The sequence below is a fragment of the Haloplanus rubicundus genome (assembly GCF_003342675.1).
Classification (GTDB): domain Archaea; phylum Halobacteriota; class Halobacteria; order Halobacteriales; family Haloferacaceae; genus Haloplanus; species Haloplanus rubicundus.
This window is the reverse complement of record NZ_CP031148.1, coordinates 3,308,015-3,328,180: the sequence shown is the minus strand read 5'-3', so window position 1 is coordinate 3,328,180 and position 20,166 is coordinate 3,308,015. Positions and strand designations below refer to the sequence as shown.

General features: G+C 62.7%; 26 protein-coding genes. 8 read left to right on the top strand and 18 right to left on the bottom strand.

Annotated elements, in window-relative coordinates:
• Positions 1–5 precede the first annotated feature (5 nt).
• Genes DU484_RS19710 through DU484_RS18170 form a run of 8 tightly spaced genes read right to left on the bottom strand, consistent with a single transcriptional unit; the run spans position 6 to position 3,198 of the window.
• Complete coding sequence (locus tag DU484_RS19710; protein WP_157969598.1) at positions 6–194, bottom strand: hypothetical protein; 189 nt, start codon at positions 192–194, stop codon at positions 6–8.
• Positions 187–441: a hypothetical protein gene (locus tag DU484_RS18200; RefSeq protein ID WP_157969597.1), complete on the bottom strand. Its 255-nt coding sequence runs from the start codon at positions 439–441 to the stop codon at positions 187–189. Before DU484_RS18200 ends, DU484_RS19710 begins: the two co-directional genes overlap by 8 nt.
• Positions 434–949 (bottom strand): hypothetical protein, encoded by a 516-nt coding sequence (locus DU484_RS18195; protein ID WP_114606638.1) that lies wholly within the window; start codon positions 947–949, stop codon positions 434–436. The genes DU484_RS18200 and DU484_RS18195 overlap by 8 nt, the downstream gene beginning before the upstream one ends.
• Positions 950–1,639, bottom strand: a complete 690-nt coding sequence (locus DU484_RS18190; protein ID WP_114606637.1) for a hypothetical protein — start codon at positions 1,637–1,639, stop codon at positions 950–952.
• Entirely contained in the window at positions 1,636–2,505 is an 870-nt protein-coding gene (locus tag DU484_RS18185; protein ID WP_114606636.1) for a hypothetical protein, read from the bottom strand. The genes DU484_RS18190 and DU484_RS18185 overlap by 4 nt, the downstream gene beginning before the upstream one ends.
• Positions 2,502–2,735 carry a hypothetical protein gene (locus tag DU484_RS18180; RefSeq protein WP_114606635.1) on the bottom strand — a complete coding sequence of 78 codons (234 nt, stop codon included), beginning with the start codon at positions 2,733–2,735 and terminating at the stop codon, positions 2,502–2,504. Before DU484_RS18180 ends, DU484_RS18185 begins: the two co-directional genes overlap by 4 nt.
• Positions 2,735–2,992 carry a hypothetical protein gene (locus DU484_RS18175; protein WP_114606634.1) on the bottom strand — a complete coding sequence of 86 codons (258 nt, stop codon included), beginning with the start codon at positions 2,990–2,992 and terminating at the stop codon, positions 2,735–2,737. Before DU484_RS18175 ends, DU484_RS18180 begins: the two co-directional genes overlap by 1 nt.
• A complete protein-coding gene (locus DU484_RS18170; RefSeq protein WP_114606633.1) occupies positions 2,989–3,198 on the bottom strand; it encodes a hypothetical protein in 210 nt (69 codons plus the stop codon). Before DU484_RS18170 ends, DU484_RS18175 begins: the two co-directional genes overlap by 4 nt.
• Before the next feature lie 118 nt (positions 3,199–3,316).
• Between DU484_RS18170 and DU484_RS18165 the strand changes: the two genes are divergently transcribed.
• Complete coding sequence (locus DU484_RS18165) at positions 3,317–3,592, top strand: hypothetical protein (protein ID WP_114606632.1); 276 nt, start codon at positions 3,317–3,319, stop codon at positions 3,590–3,592.
• A gap of 297 nt (positions 3,593–3,889) precedes the next feature.
• On the opposite strand, the gene DU484_RS19705 is transcribed toward DU484_RS18165, so the two are convergent.
• A complete protein-coding gene (locus tag DU484_RS19705; protein WP_157969596.1) occupies positions 3,890–4,513 on the bottom strand; it encodes a HEPN domain-containing protein in 624 nt (207 codons plus the stop codon).
• Positions 4,514–6,038: 1,525 nt separating this feature from the next.
• The gene (locus DU484_RS19700) at positions 6,039–6,332 is read right to left on the bottom strand and encodes a hypothetical protein (RefSeq protein WP_157969595.1); all 294 of its coding nucleotides are present in this window, start codon (positions 6,330–6,332) and stop codon (positions 6,039–6,041) included.
• Positions 6,333–6,646: 314 nt separating this feature from the next.
• Here DU484_RS19700 and DU484_RS18155 point away from each other — a divergent pair, with 314 nt between their 5' ends.
• Entirely contained in the window at positions 6,647–7,225 is a 579-nt protein-coding gene (locus DU484_RS18155; protein ID WP_262342812.1) for a tyrosine-type recombinase/integrase, read from the top strand.
• Positions 7,226–7,682: 457 nt separating this feature from the next.
• Here DU484_RS18155 and DU484_RS18150 read toward each other — a convergent pair whose 3' ends face one another.
• From DU484_RS18150 to DU484_RS18135, 4 genes are read right to left on the bottom strand one after another with little or no spacing between them, the layout of a single operon-like run.
• Positions 7,683–8,201 carry a hypothetical protein gene (locus DU484_RS18150; protein ID WP_114606629.1) on the bottom strand — a complete coding sequence of 173 codons (519 nt, stop codon included), beginning with the start codon at positions 8,199–8,201 and terminating at the stop codon, positions 7,683–7,685.
• On the bottom strand, positions 8,198–8,497 hold the full coding sequence (locus tag DU484_RS18145) for a hypothetical protein (protein WP_114606628.1): 300 nt from the start codon (positions 8,495–8,497) through the stop codon (positions 8,198–8,200). Before DU484_RS18145 ends, DU484_RS18150 begins: the two co-directional genes overlap by 4 nt.
• 1 nt (position 8,498) lies before the next feature.
• Positions 8,499–8,753: a hypothetical protein gene (locus DU484_RS18140; protein WP_114606627.1), complete on the bottom strand. Its 255-nt coding sequence runs from the start codon at positions 8,751–8,753 to the stop codon at positions 8,499–8,501.
• Between the two features lie 24 nt (positions 8,754–8,777).
• Positions 8,778–9,098: a helix-turn-helix domain-containing protein gene (locus DU484_RS18135; protein ID WP_114606626.1), complete on the bottom strand. Its 321-nt coding sequence runs from the start codon at positions 9,096–9,098 to the stop codon at positions 8,778–8,780.
• Positions 9,099–9,346: 248 nt separating this feature from the next.
• Here DU484_RS18135 and DU484_RS18130 point away from each other — a divergent pair, with 248 nt between their 5' ends.
• The 3 genes from DU484_RS18130 to DU484_RS18120 all read left to right on the top strand — a co-directional run bounded on the left by DU484_RS18130 (position 9,347) and on the right by DU484_RS18120 (position 12,617).
• The gene (locus tag DU484_RS18130) at positions 9,347–10,411 is read left to right on the top strand and encodes a hypothetical protein (protein ID WP_114606625.1); all 1,065 of its coding nucleotides are present in this window, start codon (positions 9,347–9,349) and stop codon (positions 10,409–10,411) included.
• Entirely contained in the window at positions 10,408–11,424 is a 1,017-nt protein-coding gene (locus DU484_RS18125; RefSeq protein ID WP_114606624.1) for a tyrosine-type recombinase/integrase, read from the top strand. Before DU484_RS18130 ends, DU484_RS18125 begins: the two co-directional genes overlap by 4 nt.
• Before the next feature lie 992 nt (positions 11,425–12,416).
• Positions 12,417–12,617 carry a hypothetical protein gene (locus DU484_RS18120; RefSeq protein ID WP_114584298.1) on the top strand — a complete coding sequence of 67 codons (201 nt, stop codon included), beginning with the start codon at positions 12,417–12,419 and terminating at the stop codon, positions 12,615–12,617.
• Positions 12,618–13,236: 619 nt separating this feature from the next.
• Here DU484_RS18120 and DU484_RS18115 read toward each other — a convergent pair.
• Positions 13,237–14,565, bottom strand: a complete 1,329-nt coding sequence (locus DU484_RS18115) for a ribonuclease catalytic domain-containing protein (protein ID WP_114584297.1) — start codon at positions 14,563–14,565, stop codon at positions 13,237–13,239.
• A gap of 70 nt (positions 14,566–14,635) precedes the next feature.
• Positions 14,636–14,947: a DUF7562 family protein gene (locus tag DU484_RS18110; RefSeq protein WP_114584296.1), complete on the bottom strand. Its 312-nt coding sequence runs from the start codon at positions 14,945–14,947 to the stop codon at positions 14,636–14,638.
• A 105-nt stretch (positions 14,948–15,052) separates the two neighbouring features.
• On the opposite strand from DU484_RS18110, the gene DU484_RS18105 reads away from it, so the two are divergent.
• Complete coding sequence (locus DU484_RS18105) at positions 15,053–15,532, top strand: RNA-binding protein (protein ID WP_114606623.1); 480 nt, start codon at positions 15,053–15,055, stop codon at positions 15,530–15,532.
• Here the strand turns inward: DU484_RS18105 and DU484_RS18100 are convergent.
• On the bottom strand, positions 15,514–16,167 hold the full coding sequence (locus tag DU484_RS18100; RefSeq protein ID WP_157969219.1) for a DUF1028 domain-containing protein: 654 nt from the start codon (positions 16,165–16,167) through the stop codon (positions 15,514–15,516). The two genes, DU484_RS18105 and DU484_RS18100, sit on opposite strands and share 19 nt — an antisense overlap.
• Positions 16,168–16,267: 100 nt before the next feature.
• On the opposite strand from DU484_RS18100, the gene DU484_RS18095 reads away from it, so the two are divergent.
• Positions 16,268–16,621 carry a cell division protein SepF gene (locus tag DU484_RS18095; protein WP_114449059.1) on the top strand — a complete coding sequence of 118 codons (354 nt, stop codon included), beginning with the start codon at positions 16,268–16,270 and terminating at the stop codon, positions 16,619–16,621.
• 50 nt (positions 16,622–16,671) lie between these two features.
• Positions 16,672–19,659, top strand: coding sequence for an excinuclease ABC subunit UvrA (gene uvrA, locus DU484_RS18090; RefSeq protein ID WP_114606622.1), 2,988 nt, complete (start codon positions 16,672–16,674; stop codon positions 19,657–19,659).
• On the opposite strand, the gene DU484_RS18085 is transcribed toward uvrA, so the two are convergent.
• On the bottom strand, positions 19,656–20,090 hold the full coding sequence (locus DU484_RS18085; protein ID WP_114606621.1) for a YybH family protein: 435 nt from the start codon (positions 20,088–20,090) through the stop codon (positions 19,656–19,658). The genes uvrA and DU484_RS18085 overlap by 4 nt on opposite strands.
• Between the last annotated feature and the right edge of the window lie 76 nt (positions 20,091–20,166).

Here is a 20,166-nt window from a genome sequence, read left to right as displayed (position 1 = left end):
CACCGTCACCGCGACGGCGCTCCTTTTTCGAGATCGTCGACGAGATCGTCGGCGACCATGTCCGAGCGGATCACCTCGCCGCCGTCGGGATCATCGAGGACGACCGCGCCCGGTTCGTACCGGCGCTGGAGGATCGGATCGGGCCACCGGTAGTGGACGGGCACCCGCTCCCATTCACGGGGTAGGTCACCCATCGTCGCCCTCCCGGCGGTAGATGACTTCGGGCTTCAGCGACTCGACGGCGCGCTCGTCGACGTCGAGTTCGTGTGCGAGCCGATCATCGTCGACGTCGTCGGCCTCGGCGAGGCGGGTCACTGCGGCCATCTGCCGGGCCTCGATGTTCGAAATGGAGTCAGCGAGGACCTTCGCGATAGGCGTCTCCGAGGGAGTGATCTGACCCATCGCTTCTTGCATCATCCGCTCTTTCATCCCGTCAAGCATCCTCGCCCACCTCCGAGAGGGCCTGGGCCGGCAGGTCGGTCTTCGAGAGGACCACCGTGCCGGCGAGGATGAGCGTCCCCATCAGTAGCTCTTGTTCCGGGGGCATGTCGGCCCGGCCGCGCTTCTCCATCACTTCCTCGAACGCCTCGTCGAGGTGGAGGTCGCGGGCCATCTGCTCGTCGAGCGGCTCGGCACCGTCCTTGCCGTGCTCGTCGATCACCGCGTTCAGTCCCGAGGTGACCGACGCGACGTACATGTCGCCCCACCCTCGACCGCGAGGGCTTCCTCGAGTGTGGTCCTCACTGCTCGCCTCCTGCTCGGCGCTGTCCTCCTGGTCGTCGACGTCCTCCTCGTCGTCCTCGGAACCGGCGCCGGCGGACTCCTCGATCTCGTCGGCGACGGCGCTCAGATCCGCGAACTCCTCGTCTTCGATGGGGGGCTTCTCCTCTTCGTCGTCCCCTTCGTCCGGTGCGTCCTGCTCGTCGATCTCGTCGGTCTCGGCAGCCATTTAGATCTCCTCCAGTTCGGTCGCGTCGAAGTTCGGCAGTTCCTCGACGTCCTCGTCCTCCTGGTCGTCGACGTCTTCGTCGGCCCCGTCGGCCCCTTCGGCACCCCCGCCGCCCCCGCTGTCGGACACGAGGCGATAGAGGATGAGGGCCACCGCCAGGAGGGCGACCAGCATGATGATCGTCGACGTGTCGATGGCAGGGAGCAGACCAGCCGCGCTACCCCCCTCGTTACCCCCCTTTGAGGGGGTGGTACTGCTGGTCTCTTGGCTGGTCGTTTCGTCACTACCCAATTCGTCTGGTTGAGCGCCCTGAACACGGCGCTGACGCTGGAGTTCGGTGTCCGTTGGCATGGGGGTATCTTGCTGGTCGTTCTGGTCGTTTGGCTGGTCGTCGTCCTCACTACCAGCGTCAGAGGGGGCGCTCCCCCCCTCGTTCCCCCCTTCATCGGCCCCTTCAGGGAGGTCGTCCGGCTGGTCGTCGTCCTCGTTCTCATCGGGCGATTTACTCCCCTTGGAGGGGGTGGTCTCTGCCTGGTCGTTCTGGTCTACCAGTTCGCTACCAGCGCCGAGGCCCCCCTTGACGTCCCCCCACGAGGGGTGGTCAGGGGACCCGTTGATGTGCCCTCGAAGCTGGTCGATCTGGTCGGCTTGGTAGTCGCACCCCTCTACGGGGCAGTCGTATCCGGTCATGAGAATCGTTCCATCAGTTCGACGTGGCCCTCGGCGTCGTGGGCGACGTCACCGACGCCTTCGAGGCGGTCGGACAGCTCTTCGAGGCGCTCGAACTCCATCGGCTCTTGACCGTGGTCGCGACGGATCGCGTTGATCGCCGCGGCGGCGCCCTCGGCCTCGCGTTTGCTCTCGACGACGTCCTCGATCTCCCGGTCGAGGCGCGTGATCGCACCCTTGTATCCGCCCCACGCTCGCCCGAGCGCTCCCGCGGCCTTCCCGGTGATTTCCTCGTCGTCGCCGGCGTCGTCCTCGTCGAGGATCGACGCGACTTCGTCCTCGCCGTACCCGCAGGCGTTCTTCAGGAACTCGCAGGCCTCGGGATCGCCGTGTTCGCAGTGGTCAGCAGCGTGGTCGCACTCGCTTGACTGCTGGGCGCGGGCGGCGTCGCGGGCACGGGCGGCTTGCCGGCCCTCGTTGGCGTCGAGACGTTGGCCGCCCCCTTCCTCTCGTGCCTGCTCCATCACGCCACGGTGTTCGTCGACGGTGAGGGTGGGATCGTAGTAGGCGAGCCAGTCGTCGACGCCGTGATCGGCGGCGATGCCCTTCACGGCGCGAGCGTGGGGAACGTTCGCCCGCCCCTTCGAGAAGTCGATCCGGTCGCGTTCGCCGTCGGTGAGTTCTGCCTGTCCGGCGCTGGCGGCTCGCTCGGCGCGGCCCTCCTCGGCGTCGAGGCGGGCTTGGTCGAGCAGCCACTCGGGCGTGTCGCTCACGAACGCGACGGTCTTGAGTCGGGCGTCGTCGTCGACGGGACAGATGTACTCTTCGTAGTCGTCGCGGTACTGGTCGGCCGCAGCTTTCGATCCAAACTCGACGGTGATGCTCATCGGAAGGTCTCGAAGGTATCACCGTCCTCAAACACCGCCACCAGGACGGCGCCGGCCATGAGTGCGATCAGGATGCCCGTTTGGAGGTCGAAGTTGTAGGAGGCGAACGAGGCCGCCCGCGCCGTCCGGCCTTCGGACTCCGCGCGGTGGTGATCGAGGTACTGGTCGTAGTCCTCGAACACCTCCGACGCGGCCGAATGCTCGAACTCCGGCGGCGTCATCGGGTCCATCAGAATCGCGCCTCCAGGGCGTCGTGGGCGCGCTGGTCGGGATCGCCGTCGCCGAGGTACTCGTGCTCGCCGTCGACGACTTCGAACGTCTCGACGATTTCCTCCTCGCCCGTGTCGAGCAGCACCGACCGCTCGGTGATCTGGTCGACACCGTCCTTCCGGTGGACGGTCGTCACCTCGACGTCCTTGACCTCGCCGCTCGCCTCCTGGTCGCCGTCGACAGCGTCACCAGGAGCGTCCGGCTCGTCGGCGTTCATGCCGATCCCTCCGTGGTCGCCTCGACGGATTCGCGGATCGCCTCGGCGCGGGCACTCTCGGCGTGGTAGTTCTCCACCTCACGGAGATCGACGATGTGAGCGGGACTGGTTGCGTCCCGAGCGCCGCGGAGGTACGCGGCGTACAGTGTCGAGGTGGTGACTCCGGTGATTGCTACACCTGCGATTGCTGAAATAGGATCCAGCATACGGCCGGTCGCAAGGGGGTGAGGGGGATAACCCGGTTGTCGTTCACCATCTATTTGGTGAACTACTTGGTGAATCGCTTGGGTATTTAATTACCTGTGCGATCGAACAACCAGTGAGATGAGTGGAAGTAGTGCCCGCCGCCGGGCGTTGAGAGAACTGTCGGACCCGGACGCGCCGATTACCCCACTCGGCGACTGCACAGCCAACGAGCGCAACGAGAGCCTCTACGCGTTACTCCCTCGAACACAAGCAGTTGCCGACGGTATTGAGGGCGGGACGACCTTAGTACTCGGATACGACGCGGAAACGAATACGTACCTAGTGTCTCCGAAACACGCTGTCGAAGAGGCCGACGACCACTGGGCGAGCAACTTCTACGAGGGCAATCTCTGATGACGTACTGTCCATTCTGCCGAATCGAATGGTCAGCCGCCGACAGCGAAGACGAGTGTCCCGTCTGTGGCCGCCCGCCGCGTAGAGGAGGTGCGTTGCCAGCGTGACAGTCGGTGCGTTCCTTCGCTGGCTCCCGTCGCGGCTGTGGTGTTCGGTCGTTGGTCATCGCTTCGAGTCGGCCCAAGTGCCGTCACGCTATGGTCTCGTTGACGGGTACGAATGTATTCGATGCGGAGAATCAACACCTGGTCCACTATTCGTCTGGCAGAATCTCATAGACTGATCGCAAATGAAATTCTATTCACTCTCATCGACATAATCAATAAATTCTTCTGCCAATTCCACACAAAAAGCTGCATCGTTAAGCGCTCGTTCGCCGTCGTCAATCTCGAAAATCACGGAAGGGCCGACATTCAATTCCGGAGCACCGTATTTCGCAAGTTCATAGAATCTTTCCCACAGTTGTGTTAGGAAGATCGCGCGAACGATATCTTCACGTCTTGGAAAGTCGGCTGGAACTTTTCTATTGAAATCTTGCGTATTATGTGACTCAAACCCAATACCATGGGAGTAATCAAATTCTTGATCTACTGCCTTGAACATCGATTTAACAGACAATTCAATCGACATTTGACAGTCGATAATAATATTTTGAATATGTGGTTCGATGTTCACCACCTCCTTGTCACGTCGAGAGAGAGTTACGTATTGTCGATGCTTTTCCGGTATTTTCTCGATGTCTTCACCCTCAGCAATCTTAATGTTCTCTCCTACAGCGAGTTCGTTGTCCCGTTGATCAACAGCTCCGACCACTTCTTGTCTTTCTATATCGGATATTCTCTCACGAACGGACGCTAGACGCCGACGAGCCTCGCTTAATTGGGTTCTAGCGTAGCTGATGTTGTCGGTGTCAGCATTCATATTTTCAGTTAGACTATATCTCTAGTCTTATTTATTGTGTGCGGCTATCCACGTCCGAGAATATTCTCAAATCTGGATACAGTAGCGGTCAATCTCCCTAAGGTATATACAACTAATCTGATATCATTTGGATACAATCAACTGCTCAAATCTTCAGTTCCCGATCGCACAGACCGTGCGTGTTCTGGATGGTGAGTACCAACTTGATCCAGTAGATTCGCGGCGTCCTGCACGTAATAAGTGGCTGGGACGACTTGTTCGGACGGTTGCTGCGAATTTTAGCGAAATCGCTGAGCATCTGTATGCGAGCGGTGGTGCGTACGTGACTGACCGGCATATGTATCAATTGACTACGTTCCACCGGGCAGGGAACGCACTTCGAGCACTTTCTATTTTGGTGGAAAATCAGGCGTGGGACGGAGCTTATGGACGCATCCGTTATCTGATGGACTGCTATCTACTGTTGAAAGGGCTTAACAGAAATAAGCAGAAGGCCGCAGAGTTGTGGGAAAAGACTCGGTACGAAATTCGGGCGAGGGGACAACCTGGGCCAGAGTATCGATTAGAAGAGGAGGATGATTTAGGAGATCTTCTTGGTAATGAGCGTGGAAAACTCGGTGAGCGTGACAAAAGGCTGTATGACCATCTGAGTAATAGAGCGATGCACCCCCACACGACCAGTTCGGCACTAGTCCCCGGCCGATATTCTTCAACTGTAGAAAAGGACTGCTTACAGTTTGCGGCGTTCTTTGGGTTTGGAATTCTCGCACAACTAGTGCGAACATTTAGTGATACTCAGGCAGCGAAAGAAATTCGGCTGTCTGTAGAACCAATTATAGTAGATATTTGGTCGTTCACTAACCACCCCCCACCAACATTACTTAGAGAAGATATGGACCTATATCAGCCGTCCTCGTTCCTATAAATTGCATTTGGATTGCTGGACGCTGTTGTGGCTCCGATAAGATGCCGTCCGAGAATCATAGAGAGTCGACTATCTCCTCTATAGCAACAGCTAATACCTGGTACGGCATGGATAGTGTTGACTGGTAGCGCGGTATCCGTTCATGTGAACGGACGATTAGTAGCCCCCTCTATCTCAGAGGGATTCCACGGTGGTCACTGCCGAATCGACAGTGGGGGTGGAGTTTTGACCCTCGTGTCCGATTCTACACTCAAGCAACCACTTGTTTTCGAGAAGACCGGATAATCAGAGATTGGCGGAGAGTGGGTTTTGGCGCGTGTTGATTGGTGTTGATAGAAAACCCTTATTACTCAATATCAATGACACAAAAGTATGACAGCGTGGAAGGATTCGGGCTGTTGTAGATGCCACCACCCGTTCGATTGGGATACACAGATTGTTTGTCCTGACTGTGGATGGAACTCACTCGATCACGTACAATCTTGGCGACAGGGCATGGGCCTAGTTCCAGATGCTCGACTCGCGCTTTTGCGTTTTCGCATGTAGTGACCGAGAAGGAGCGTGAAGTCGGAGGTTGGCGTCCGAGAATCAGTGAATGGGTTACAAAAGGTCGCCAGAACGGCTAGCGGAACCTGATCCGCCTTTCGACCCATCCTCAATACGACCCGAATTTAGGCCTTTCTTTCGGGTCTTTTCTTTACACTTCTCGCATTGCTTCCTGTGGTATCCCCTGTCAGGGAGATCGTCTTTGTCGACTTTGGGTCCGTGCCTTTTCCCACAGGTCTTCTTCACTACCTCCTTAGTCCCGCCGTACATACTCATCTTATTATTCCTCTTAGTGACCTCACATTTGTACTTCTTTTTCTTTTTATTTGAGCTACTGAAGAGTCCCATCTCGGAAGCAGGTATAGTCGTGAAACCTGTTAAAAGTTAGTGTATTTATATGATAGCGCAATAGCCTTGAATTCGATAGATCTCCGATACGCATCCAAGGATAATAAAAATAACAACACTCGTGTGGATTACGGCGATATGGTGAAACTATATTATGCGGTGTAGTTTCGGTTTCCACGGAGAATCAGAGATTGGCGTCCGAGAAGGATGGAAAGTCAGACACGATCCGCCTCGACGCCGGCGCGATCACGGTCGAAAGTACTAGATGCTCACGGTTCTTTGGCTGATTTGTGAGGTAATCGGACGCGATGAAGATGGAGGATCACGACGACCACGACGGTAGGAAGGTATGGCTCCGCCCCGAGGAGGTCGACGCCCTGCTCGACGAGGCGGACGGGACGACACAGACAGTAGCGCTCGGGCTACTCGCTCGGTGCGGACTCCGCGTCGCCGAGGCGGCCGACGTGACACCCGCCGACGTTGTCGACACGCCCGTCGGCCCGTTCGTCCGCGTGCAGGACGGGAAGGGCTCGAAGTACCGAGAGACGCCCGTGCCGACCGATCTCGCGGCGTCCATGCGGGCGCTCGCCGACGTGCGCGACGAGGCGGCCGACACGCCGCTCGTCGACCGCTCGACGCGGACGATCCGGCGGTGGGTCACTACAGCGGGCGAGCGGCTGTACGCCGACACCGGTGACGACGGCTGGACCTACCTCGGTCCGCACGATCTCCGGCGTACTTGGGGGACGCTACTCGTCGAGCGCGAAGTCGAGCCGGGACTGGTGATGGAGTGGGGCGGCTGGGAGGACTGGGAGACGTTTCGAGAGCACTACCTCGGGGCGTACAGTCTGGATGCGCAGCAGCGGGGAAGGGAGAAGGTTGGGTGGCTCTAATCGGTTGGCCTCACAAAGAAAGAGTTTTTCACCGAGTCGGCTCTACTTACAGGTGCTTCAGTACTGGCGGGCCCGGCTGATTGCTCGGGCCTCCGTACCTACTCACCGACAGTGATGCGTAGGTCCTTGGCCTGACGGATCAGGACCACAAGCACGAGCATCGTTGTCGGGTCTGCTGAGACGCTTAACTCGATGACGGTAATCACCTCCGTTTGGCTGTCACTGATTGTCTTGAGGGCGATCCTCACCCACTCGCGTGAGTGCGGAAGAACGGAATCCGCAGTGCTTCAGTACTGGCGGGCCGTTCTTCACTCAATTCTTGAGTGCTGGGCGTTAAAAATACCCGCTGTTCGCCGTGAGCGCTTCACAAGGCTAAGAAACGTATCGACAGGCGTATCTTGGTCCTGACTCAAGGAAAGTGAAGGTCCGCGCTCGGGCAAAAGTCGACTGGCCCTAATCAGTCTTCTTCCCTTGTCCCACCGTCTGCAAGCCGCGGTTTACGTGGTCGAATGCCAGGAAGAAGCTCACCGTACAGTCTGAGGAGCGTCCGCTCGTCACCGGCATAGAACGCAAGCCGCTCCGGATGCTCGACCTTGTGTGTCCGTCGTCGAATCCACGCATAGACGATTGCCGGCGGTAGAACCATCGTGACCGCTAACACGGCCGACACCCACCGGATCGGCGCGAGGGCGACCCGGTCGAGTACCATATCTGCCGCCGAAATCCCAGCCGCCGAAACGACGATCATCCCGAGCACGGATAGGCCTCCGATACTGACGCCGTTCGACAAGAGAACGACCGCAGTCAGGACCGAAAGTCCGGTGAGGATTATGGCAGAAATGACCCTCATCAACAGCCCCGCAACTAACACGACGTTCCGAACGAACGGGTCCTCGTCGATCCACTCGGAAGAGTCGTCGACGAACTCGCCGTTCTTCACGCCGGCTTCCGGCCAGTGAAGCACCCATTCTGTCATTCTTCTTCGATCCCCCGAAACTCGGGATTCCCTTGCATGTATATATCGGCCGCACCACGGAAAATCTCTACGGCGATTATCGCCTGAACAGCCGCGAAAACTGGGATTCTGAACCCCCGGATCGTCATGACGAACGACAGACCGACGATGTGATCCAGAAACGCCGCTAGACCCAGTGCGATCCATAGCGTGATCGTTTCACCGAGGAACGCACCGAATACCGCGCCCAACTTGAACATCTGCAAGACGAACGCGGTTCGGTACTTCTCTATCGAATCCTCTTCGTCGTCGCTCATATCATCCCACCGTCCTCCGTGGCAGACTGTCGGCATCGAGTTCCCCCGCGAGATACAGATAGCCGAGCGTCGTCAATTCGTACATCGATGCGCCGCGATAGATCGGGGCGAGAAGCCCCGCGTCGCGTAGTTCCTCACACCGCTCTTCGATCCGATCCTCCGACGCGGTAAACCGAAAGTGGCGGCTCATCGTTCCGGGCGACGCCCATCCGTCATCGGCAAGATGTTCGAGGATGCGCTCGTCGAGTTGGTGCATCCACTTCGCCGGTCGACGCACGAGTTAGCCCTCCTGTTCCTCACCCGCGTCGCCGACACCGTTCGCCGCCGCGCCACCGTTCTCGTCGAGGCGGACCCAGTTCTGCGTGTCGAGTTTGCCGTCGAGGTACGCCTCGCCGTCGTCGGTGAGGACGTAGACGCCGTTTCCAAGGTGATTGAGGAGTCCCTCATCGGCGAGTTTCCGGCACCTGCGGGCGATGTGCTGTCGGGAGTAGTGAATCGGTCCCTCCTTCATCATCTCTGTTGGAGACCCCGATTCGTTCTCTCGAATGTATTCCAAGACTCTGTCATCAACCAATGTCATCCAGTCACCGGAGTGGCGCATTTGTTCTTAACTACCACAAATCTTCCCCACCCACTTGTCAACAGTCTCATTAGCGTTGGTGGCACGTTAGGATACTCATACGTCGTCGTAACATTCATGTTCCGAACGCTCAACAGTAGACCTGCGGAACCGACGCGAGACTCTGTAGGCACTTCGAGGTTGGTCGGTAGCGCGGACGGTGCTGAGACCACCGCCCGCGTTACGGTTCCGTGCTTAAGCCGATGCTGTCGGAACCTACCACGGGACGAATGTCCCGCACGACCGGAAACGGACCGAGCGGAAATCAACCTGACGACGGCGACTGCGTGGTCTGTGGTGACCCGGCCGACGGGATCGACGCGCCGACGCGCCAGCCTATCTGTCGCAAGTGCGCGACGATCCGGACCGACGGCGGCGAGGACGAGTTTTCGATCCGCGTGGACGAGATGGTCGAGGAGATCGAGGCGGAAGTCGACGACTCGACACCGGCCGAGGCGATGCTCTACGCGCGCTGTTCGGCCGCCTTCGAGGACGCGGTGAACAACACCGGCCTGCCAGCGGAGAACGCGCTCGGCGTCGTGACGGCCGCGCTGTTCGAGGCGGCCGACACGGTCGGATACGCGCGCTCCGACGTGATCGAGACGGCGCGCGAGCACTACGTCGACGGTGACGACGTGGACCGCGGCGACGGCGTCGAGACCGACGGCGGCCGCGACGTGTCGGCCGGCCGGCGGCGCGTCACGTCGTCGATCAACTTCGGCGGCGCTTCGGGGAATCAGATCCTGACGCCCGGCGACGGCATGAACCACCTCAGCGGCGAGGTGAGCATCGAGGTGTCGGGCGCGTCGACGGACTACCCGCACCCGACGCGGCTCCAGCGGGAGATCGAGGCCGCCGTCGCCGACGTGCTCGACGACTACGCCGAACGCGTGGCCGACGACGTCGACCGCGGCGACGGCGTCGAGACCGACGGCGGACGTATCCCCGAGGGACAGCCCATCGACCCGCTGGTGTGCCCGCGTGGCCACCACTCGGTCGACGTGGACGCGACTCGATTCGGCTGTGAGACGTGTCGGGCCAACGACCTCGAACCGGCGCGGTGGGACAAGTCCGAACTCGTCGACCTGCGTAGCGAGGAGCCGCCGCTCGCCGACGACGGTGACGAACGCGGCCGACTCGTGACCGACGGCGGTGGTCGCTACCACGTCGTCTGTCCGGACTGTCCGTTCGAGGCGCTGACGCGGCACCGGCACCGGGCCGCCCGCGCCGTCGACGCCCACGGGCGCGTCGAGCCGAGTCACGACGCGCGATTCGAGGAGGTGGCTGGACAGTGAGCGACGACCTCGAACCACTGTCGCCCGAAGAGGGCGTCGAGTGGTATCTCGAAAGCCGCGTCGGCGAGGACGCGGAGCACACCGTCGAGAACAAGAAGTACCGTCTCGCGCCGTTCGTCGAGTTCTGCGAGGACCGCGGGATCGACAACCTGAACGACCTCGGCGGCCGCGAGATATTCCGGTTCTACAAGCGCCGGAAGGGGACCGTGAAGGACGTGACGCTGAAGAACCACCTCGCCACGCTCCGCGTCGCGCTCGACTTCTGGGCGGGGATCGACGCCGTCGAGGAGGGGCTTCGGGAGGACGTTCCGATGCCCGACCTCTCCGACGACGACGAGACGAACGAGACGGTTCTCCGTGGAGAGCGCGGCGCGAAGGTTCTCAACCGCCTCGACACGTTCCGGTACGCGTCGCGGGATCACGTCGTCTTCCTGCTGCTGTGGGAGACGGGATGCCGCATGGGTGCCCTGTACGGTCTCGACGTCGAGGACTTCGACGCGGACGAGCCGTGTGTGAAGTTCCGGCATCGTCCAGAGTCGGGGACGCCGCTGAAGAACGAAGAGCGCGGCGAGCGCGACGTGTGGCTCGGGACGCCGGTCGCGGCCGTCGTCGAGGACTACGTCGCCCACACCCGCGAGCTGACCGACGGAGATCGGGACCCACTCGTCACCTCGAAGAAGGGCAACCGCCTCAGTAAGACGAGCATCCGAGAGACGGTGTATCGGGTGACCCGCCCCTGCGTGTGGAACGGGTGCCCGCACGACCGTGATCCCGCGGAGTGCGACGCCGCTCGCTACCAGAAGAAGGCGAGTCAGTGTCCGTCGAGCGTGTCGTCGCATCCGCTCCGGAAGGGTGCTATCTCGCGTGACCTGAACGAAGGCGTCCCCCGCGAAGTCGTCAGCGAGCGGATGGACGTGACGGAGAAGATTCTTGAAAAGCACTACGACAAGCGGACGGAGCGCGAGAAGATGGAGGTTCGTCGCCGCCTCATGCGGGAGGTGAGCGACCGATGATGCGCTTCAACGCGGTGGGTCGGAGCGCGCCGGTCGGTCAACCCCCGGCGAGTCCATTTCCTTTCGCTCACTTCGTTCGCTCCAGTCAATGGACTCGCCTGAGTCCCCCTCGTTCGCTTCGCTCACTCGCGGGACTCCCGGCGAGTCAGCGTCGTTCGCTCCAGTCAATGGACTCGCCTGAGTCCCCCTCGTTCGCTTCGCTCACTCGCGGGACTCCCGGCGAGTCAGCGTCGTTCGCTCCAGTCAATGGACTCGCCTGAGTCCCCCTCGTTCGCTTCGCTCACTCGCGGGACTCCCGGCGAGTCAGCGTCGTTCGCTCCAGTCAATGGACTCGCCTGAGTCCCCCTCGTTCGCTTCGCTCACTCGCGGGACTCCCGGCGAGTCAGCGTCGTTCGCTCCAGTCAATGGACTCGCCTGAGTCCCCCTCGTTCGCTCCAGTCGATACCCGCTCGTTCATCCGCATTTTTGTCGGGACATACTCGAGAACCCCCGGCCACGAGATACTCAAGGCTGCCCGTCGATTTCCGGATTGGGTTCCGAGGCACCCCACCCTCTGAGACGGAACCCCTCCCCTTTCCTCCATCCGGGAACCACGGAGAGTCGACAACTCCCCCACAACGGCTAGTAGCTCGCTCTTCTGGTGCCAGCCCGGTAGCGTGGCACCCGTTCCTGTGAACGGGCGATCCGTAGCCTTCTCGGTGGGTGTCAGGGCGTCACTGCCGAATCGGTGACGAGGGTTGTCGGAACCGAGGCTTACAATTGAACAGCAATCGAGGGAGCACCGAGAATTTTACAAGCAAATGAATCCGTTCACCGGCCAGGTGCCGAGTCTCGGGTACGTGCCACCCCCTTCCGGCATCCTTCCCTCAGTCCTATAGCGCCAAGTAGTCGAAGAGTGGCGTCCGAAAATACTCCACGGTCGGACGGAATCACCGTTCGCTCTCACGGAGACGTGGCCCCCGACCCCGTCGTCGACACCGAATCGGGGACGGATGCTCCACGTTCACCACGGGACGGGCGTCTCGCGGTACTCGTCGACCGTCTCGCAGAAGCTAGCGGCGATCATCCGGACCGTCGACGACGTGCGCGGCGGCTCCGACGACGGCCGGAAAGGCGGCCGCGAGTGGTGGTGCCTCTGTGGTTTGTTTCGGGTCCCGCGGCACCCACTCTCACACCGCATCTCAACTCCTTAATACTATTGGTTCACTATCACTTCTGACGGCGATGCAGAAAATATTGTGATTGTCCCTTATATATTCAAACCTCCAGGACATCGTCTCGGTGGGGCCTCGAACACTCCCTGTACCATCGTCCCATACGAGGCCCCACCGCTTCGGTCACGACGCTCCCGAAACGGAAGCGGCAGGTGCCACCATCTGGTCCCGGACGGGTGCGGCCTTCACGGCTCTCACGACCTATAGCTTCAGGTCCACGAATTCCTCTTACACGAGACCGGGATCGCGCCACGTGTTCCGAAACCCGCGAGGCGGGGGGAGAGCCGCCTCGTTCGCGGTACGAAAGGAGCGCCGAGGTGGAGTCGATGCATGGTCGATCCGACTCGGCGGCCCCACGATGGGGCAAGAACAACAGGATCGGTTCACTATACAAACGTACCGCCCCAGTTCTCAACGGCTAAAACTGCAGCGGCTCGTAGGGATTCTCGGAAGTCAGCAGCGATTCTCGCCTGGACGATCCGACGAGAATTCTTCGACAGTGACGACAACCCCTATCATACGGGTTACTGTAACTGCGTACCGGTGGTTCGCCGAGACAGTCCGGCGAATAACCGGTACTGACGTACAAGACTCCGTCTCAGTCCTCTTCGGGCGGCAGCCCCTCGTCGTTTACCACCTCGCCGTCTTCGTCGACGGTGACGACGCCGCGGTTGTTCACCGCGTACGGGTCGAGGCCGATTTCCTCCATGAACCCCTTGTAGAGTCGTTCGACCGTCTCGCCGTCCTTCTGCCGGTCGGAGGCCCGGTCACAGAGTTCGATCAGATCCTCGGGCACGTCGTTCTCGTGGACGATCCAGTGGTTGATCAGGTCGGAGAGTCGGCGGATGGGGGAGGTGAAGTGGCCGTAGATGTCGAAGTTGAGGGCGTGGTGGCCGCCGAAGGGGTCGTTCATGTACTTCGCGCGGGGCATCACCTTCAGGACCGCACGCTGAATCTTCGAGAGCATCCGGTCGGGCGCGGTTTCGAGGGCGCCGTTGACCGCCTTCCGGGGGTCGTCCCACTTGTCGGAGGGGATGGAGACGCCGTTCAGTTCCTGAATCTCGCGGAGGGCGTCGTTCCACTGGTCCGGCGTCGGCTGGGGGTGGACGCGGTACATCGCCTCGACGCCGCGGTTCCACATCAGTTCGTGGGTCACCGCCTTGTTCGCTTTCAGCATGCACTCCTCGATGATGGTGTGCGCGCGGTCACGCCGGGGGTTCAGGACGAGCGACCCGTCTTCCTTGCGCTGTTCGTGCATCCTGTCGGCGAGCTCGAAGGCCAGGGTGTTCTCCTCGTGGAGCGGTGCGTCGGGGTCTTCCAGTCGCTTCTCACACTGGCTGTAGGTGAGGCGTTCGTCGCTCCGGATGACGGACTTGTAGATGTCGATGGTCTCGAACGAGAGCGTCTCGGGGTCGAGTTCCATCTCGACGGTGTGGGCGAGACGGTCCTCGTCGGGGACGAGCGAACACACCGTCTCCGCGAGCGTCGGTGGGAGCATGTGGATGGTGTACGACGGCAGATACACCGTATTGCCCCGCTGGACGGCCTCTTCCCACATCGCGGAGTCGGGATGGACGTAGTGGGTCACGTCCGCGATGTGGACCCACAGCCGGTAGCAGTCCTCCTCCTCGCGGACGCTGATGGCGTCGTCGAAGTCCTGCGCGTCGATGGGGTCGGTCGTCCACGCCGTCAGGTCCCGGAGGTCCTCCCGGTGCTCCAGTTCGTCCTGAATCTCTCCTTGGACGCCCTCCGTTCGCTCACGTGCCTCGCGGAGGACGTCGGGCGGGAAGGCGTCCCGAATCTCGAACTCCTCGAACAGGTCCTCGCGTTTCTCCTGTAACTGGCGGGCCTCGGCCGGGCTGATTTCGACCGGTCCCTGGCCCTCGGCCGTCCCGGCCTGCGCCTGCGCGTCGGAATCGTTCGTCATGCCCCGGACTATACGTGACGGGTAGTTAGACGTGTCGGGCGCGGTGTCGCGGTACGGGACGGGTCCGCGTTCAGGATTCGGGTTCCTCGGCCGAGCCGTACCGCTCCTCGACGGCGCCGTAGTAGCGTTCGAGGAAGTCCGTCCGCGAGAGCGACTCCCCGTCGCCGATCTCGACCAGCAACGCTTCGAGTTCGTCCCGTGGCTGGTGACAGAGGTTCCGGTAACACTCCTTACAGAGGTGTTCGAACTCCTTGCCGTGTCGGCTCCAGCGGTCGCCTTCCTTGTCGTACTCGCGGGCATCGGATCGGAGGAGCGACGCGCCACACGCGATACAGACGACCGTCTTCCGATCCCGCCCCCCATCCGATCCGGAGCGCCACATGCGCGAAGGCAGGCACCACGCCCACTTAGCGTTTGTTACGCGTCCGACGTGCGACCGACGGCGCGCGATAATCAGTATTATCCGCCGAGCGACCCACCGTCCGCTATGGAAGTCAAATCCCGCCATCACCTGCGGAGCGACGAGATACGGGACCTGGAGACGATCCTCGACGACGCCCTCGGTGTCACCCTCGACGGCGACACCTACGAACGCGTCGACCTCGTCGGGACCGAGTTCGACCTCGTCCTCGTCGACGGCGAGCCGTCGGTTTTCTACGTCGACGGCGACCCGTTCCTGACAGTTCGGGGCGCGAACGCCTACCCCCCAGAACGGCGGGTCGTCACCGTCGACGCCGGCGCCGTCCAGTTCGTCAGCGACGGCGCCGACGTGATGCGCCCCGGCATCGTCGACGCCGACGAGGCCATCGCCCCCGGCGACCTCGTCGCCATCGTCGAGGAGACCCACGGCAAGGCGCTGGCCGTCGGCCGCGCCCTCGAACCCGGCGCCGACCTCGTCGGCGACTCGGGGAAGGTAATCGAGTCCGTCCACCACGTCGGTGACGACCTCTACGAGTTCTCGGTGTAGCGTTCGACCGCCGCCTCGTACCCCCGCTTCGCCTGCCGGTAGGTGTCGCGCAGGTCGGCCACCGGCGTCTCGCTCGCGTCGACGCGCAGGTCGTGATGGAGCGGGTCGCCCCCGTCGCCGGTCCGCACGACCACCGCCGCGCTCCCGACCGGCAGGTCGCGTCCGTCGCCGCCCGCACGCTCCCCGGCCGCGAGCGCGGTGAGTAGCCGGCGAACGAGCGGCGCGTCGCGTTCGTTCTCGGCGTATCCCCGTTCCAGCGCGTCGAGCACCACCTCGTCGGCCATCGCGGTCCCCCCGACGGTGTAGCCGTCGCCGACGCGGTCCGCCGCGACCGGCTGGCAGTCCGCGCCGGTGTGGGCGCCGGCCGATTCGACGCCGACGCCGTGGATCTGGCGGTGGGTGGCTCCCTCCTCGGCGGCCATCGCGTCGATGGCGTCGTCGATGCGGTGTCCGTCGGCGACGGCGTCGAGTATTCGCGTCCCCACGTCGGCGTCGGTCACGCCCGCGACGGCGACGGCGCCGGCGTCGCTCGCGTGCGGGCAGACGCCCCCCACCGCCGGGACGCGGGCCGCGGCGGCGACGCCGAAGCGCCACCCGTCGGACGCCCGCTCCCGGACGCAGATGCTGTAGGTCATGGTGGGGGGACGCGTGCCGGAGGCAAAAGCGTCGTGACGGGGGCGTCGTGCCCGTACGTCTGACGCAAGAACTATTGAGCCGGTGGTTCCTGTACCTACCATGGGCATCATGAGCAAGATCCTCGGCGGCGGTGGCACCCACAGCACCGAGGACTACGTGGAACTGAGCCTCGACGACTTCGACACGGCGCGAGCTGAGGCGGGGATGAGCGTACACATCGCGGAGATCAGCGAACAGCGAGACGCCATGGCGATCAAGGACGCCGTCTACGACGGTGACCTCGTCATCGCGGACATCACGCGGATGAGTCCGAGCGACAGCGTGGTCGACCGGATTCTGGAGGACCTCCGACAGGTCGCCCGCGAAGTCGACGGCGACGTGGTCCAGAAGGGAGACGACCAGATCATCGTCGCGCCGACGGGCGTCGCGATCAGCCGCGAGAAGCTGTCGTAGTCGCCCGCGACCGACAGCGTTTCGGCGGTCCGGCCCTCAGTCGGCCGTAGATGAGCAAGGACTACATCGAGGTTCGCGGGGCCGAGGAACACAACCTCAAGGACCTCGACGTCCGCATCCCCCGCGAGGAGTTCAGCGTCGTCACCGGCCTGTCGGGTTCGGGCAAGTCGTCGCTCGCCTTCGAGACGGTGTACGCCGAGGGCCAGCGACGCTACATCGAGTCACTCTCGGCCTACGCCCGCAACTTCCTCGGGCAGATGGACAAACCGCAGGTCGAAGCCGTCGAGGGGCTCTCACCCGCCATCTCCATCGACCAGAAGAACGCCGCCAACAACCCCCGCTCGACGGTCGGCACCGTCACCGAACTCCACGACTACCTCCGCCTGCTGTATGCCCGCGTCGGCACCCCCCACTGTCCCGAGTGCGGGCGCGAGGTGGGCGAACAGAGCGCGAGTCAGATGGTGAGTCGACTCCTCGAGCTCCCGGCGGGGACGAAGGCGAAGCTCTGTGCCCCCGTCGTCCGCGACCAGAAAGGGGCCTTCGAGGACCGCTTCGACGACCTGGTGAGCGAGGGGTACAGCCGCGTCGAAGTCGACGGCGAGCCCTACGATCTCACGATGGACCGCCCCGAACTGGACGAGAACTACGACCACACGATCGACGTGGTGGTCGACCGGGTGAAGATCGATCCCGAGGCCCGCTCGCGCATCACGGACTCGGTGGAGACGGCCCTGGCGGAGGCCGGCGGCGTCCTGAAGGTGATTCTTCCCGACCCGCCCGGGGGCGTCGAACTCGGCGGCTCGACGGCGCGGTCGACGGGTGATCTGGCCGCCGCCGACACCGACGCCGACACCACGGAGACCGACGAGACGCCCGACCGCCTCGTCGTCGAGTTCTCCGAGGATCTGGCCTGTACCCACTGCGGCATCGACATCCCCGAAATCGAGACGCGGAGCTTCTCGTTCAACAGCCCACACGGCGCCTGTCCGGAGTGTGAGGGCATCGGCAACGCGAAGGAGGTCGACCCCGACCTCGTCGTGGAAGACGAGAGCAAGCCGTTGAAGAACGTCTTCGAGCCGTGGAGCTACAACCGGTCGTACTATCGTCGACAGCTCGACTCGATGGCGCGACACTTCGGCGTCTCCGTCGACACGCCGTTCGAGGACCTCGATCCCGACGTGCAGGACGCCTTCCTCTTCGGCACCGACGAGGACGTGCTCTTCGAGTGGACGACGAAAAACGGCGTCCGCCGGAAGGAACAGCCCTTCGAAGGCGTGATCGGCAACCTCGAACGCCGACACGTCGAGACGGACTCCGACAACACCCGCGACCACATCGAGGAGTTCATGGCCGTCACCACCTGTCCCGAGTGTGACGGCACCCGTCTCAAACCCGCCTCGCGGGCCGTCCTCGTCGACGGGACGGCCATCACCGAGGTGAACCGCATGTCCATCGCGGACGCCCTCGCGCACTTCGAGGGGCTGGAGTCGGCCCTGACGGAGCGTGAACGCACCATCGCCGAGGAGATTCTGAAGGAGATTCGCGCCCGTCTCGGCTTCATGGAGGAGGTGGGACTGGACTACCTCACGCTGGACCGCGAGGCGGCGACCCTCTCGGGCGGCGAGTCACAGCGCATCCGACTGGCCACGCAGGTCGGCTCCGGGCTGGTGGGCGTGCTGTACGTCCTCGACGAGCCCTCCATCGGCTTGCACCAGCGCGACAACGACCGCCTGCTCGACACCCTGGAGGGGCTTCGGGACCTGGGCAACACCCTCCTCGTCGTCGAACACGACGAGGAGACGATGCGCCGAGCCGACAACGTCATCGACATGGGTCCCGGCCCGGGCCGGCGCGGGGGCGAGGTGGTCGTCCAGGGCGACTTCGACGAGGTGGTCGCCTCGGAGGAGTCGATCACCGCGGACTACCTCGCCGGCCGCCGCGAGATTCCGGTGCCCGAGGAGCGACGCGACCCCGAGGACGGCGCCCTCACGATCCGTGGTGCCCGCCAGCACAACCTCGCCGGCGTGGACGTCTCGATCCCGCTGGGGCAGTTCGTCGCCATCACCGGCGTCTCCGGCTCCGGGAAATCGACGCTCATGCACGACGTGCTCTACAAGGGCCTCGCGCGGGAGATGAACGACAACACCTCGGTCGACCCCGGTGACCACGACGCCATCGAGGGCTTCGACGCCATCGAGACGGTGCGGCTCATCGACCAGTCGCCCATCGGGCGCACCCCGCGTTCGAACCCCGCCACCTACACCGGCGTCTTCGACCACGTCCGCGAACTCTTCGCCGAGACCAAGCTGGCGAACCAGCGCGGCTACGAGAAGGGTCGCTTCTCCTTCAACGTCAAGGGCGGCCGCTGCGAGGAGTGTGGCGGGCAAGGGAACGTCAAAATCGAGATGAACTTCCTCTCGGACGTGTACGTCCCCTGCGAGGAGTGTGGGGGCGCCCGCTACAACGACGAGACGCTCGACGTGACCTACAAGGGCGCGACCATCGCGGACGTGCTCGACATGGAAGTCGACGAGGCGCTCGACTTCTTCGAGGCCAACCCCGGCATCCGTCGGCGTCTCGAACTCCTCCAGGACGTGGGCCTCGGCTACATGCAGCTCGGCCAGCCCTCGACCACCCTCTCGGGCGGCGAGGCCCAGCGCGTCAAACTCGCGGAGGAACTGGGGAAGAAAGACTCCGGCGAGACGCTGTATCTGCTGGACGAACCCACCACGGGCCTGCATCCCGAGGACGAGCGCAAGCTGATCGAGGTGCTGCATCGCCTCGCCGACGCCGGCAACACGGTGGTGGTGATCGAACACGAACTCGACCTCGTCAAGAACGCCGACCACGTGATCGACCTCGGGCCGGAGGGCGGCGAGGGCGGCGGCGACGTCGTGGCGACGGGGACGCCCGAGGCGGTGGCGCAGTTGGACGACTCCCACACCGGTCGGTATCTGCGCGACCTGTTGCCCGACGTCGATCTGACGGGGCCGCGCTCGGATCGCCGGAAGCCGGCGAAGGCCGCCAGCGACGACTAGGCGTTCAGGCGCTGCAGGACTTCGACGAACTCCGTATCGAGATCGGTGTGGTGGTGGACGATCCGCCACTCGCCGTCGTCGAAGCGATACACGTTGGTCGCCCGGTACGCTCCGTCGATCTGTTCCCCGCCGAGTGACATGGACGCGTTCTCCGTGACGAGTTCGTACGCGGTGTCACCGAAGACGCGGACGAGTCGGTCGCTCGGCCTGACTTCCCCACCCTCGGCCACGTCGGCGACTCCCTGCCACGACGCCTCGACTTCGTCCCAGCCCACTTCACGGCCGCCGATCGGATGCATGGTGGTCACGTCGTCGCCGTGTGACCAGCACGCGCTCATCGGTTGTGCGTCGCCGTTCGCCATCCGCGTGAGCGCGTCGTAGAACCCGTCCGACGCCGCTCGTACACCGTCTTCTGCTTGTTTGATTGCCATACTAGACACCCAGTTGTCTAACGTCCGCTGAGGCAATAAAGTATCAGTAATATTATGGTACTGGGCCGAACGGACC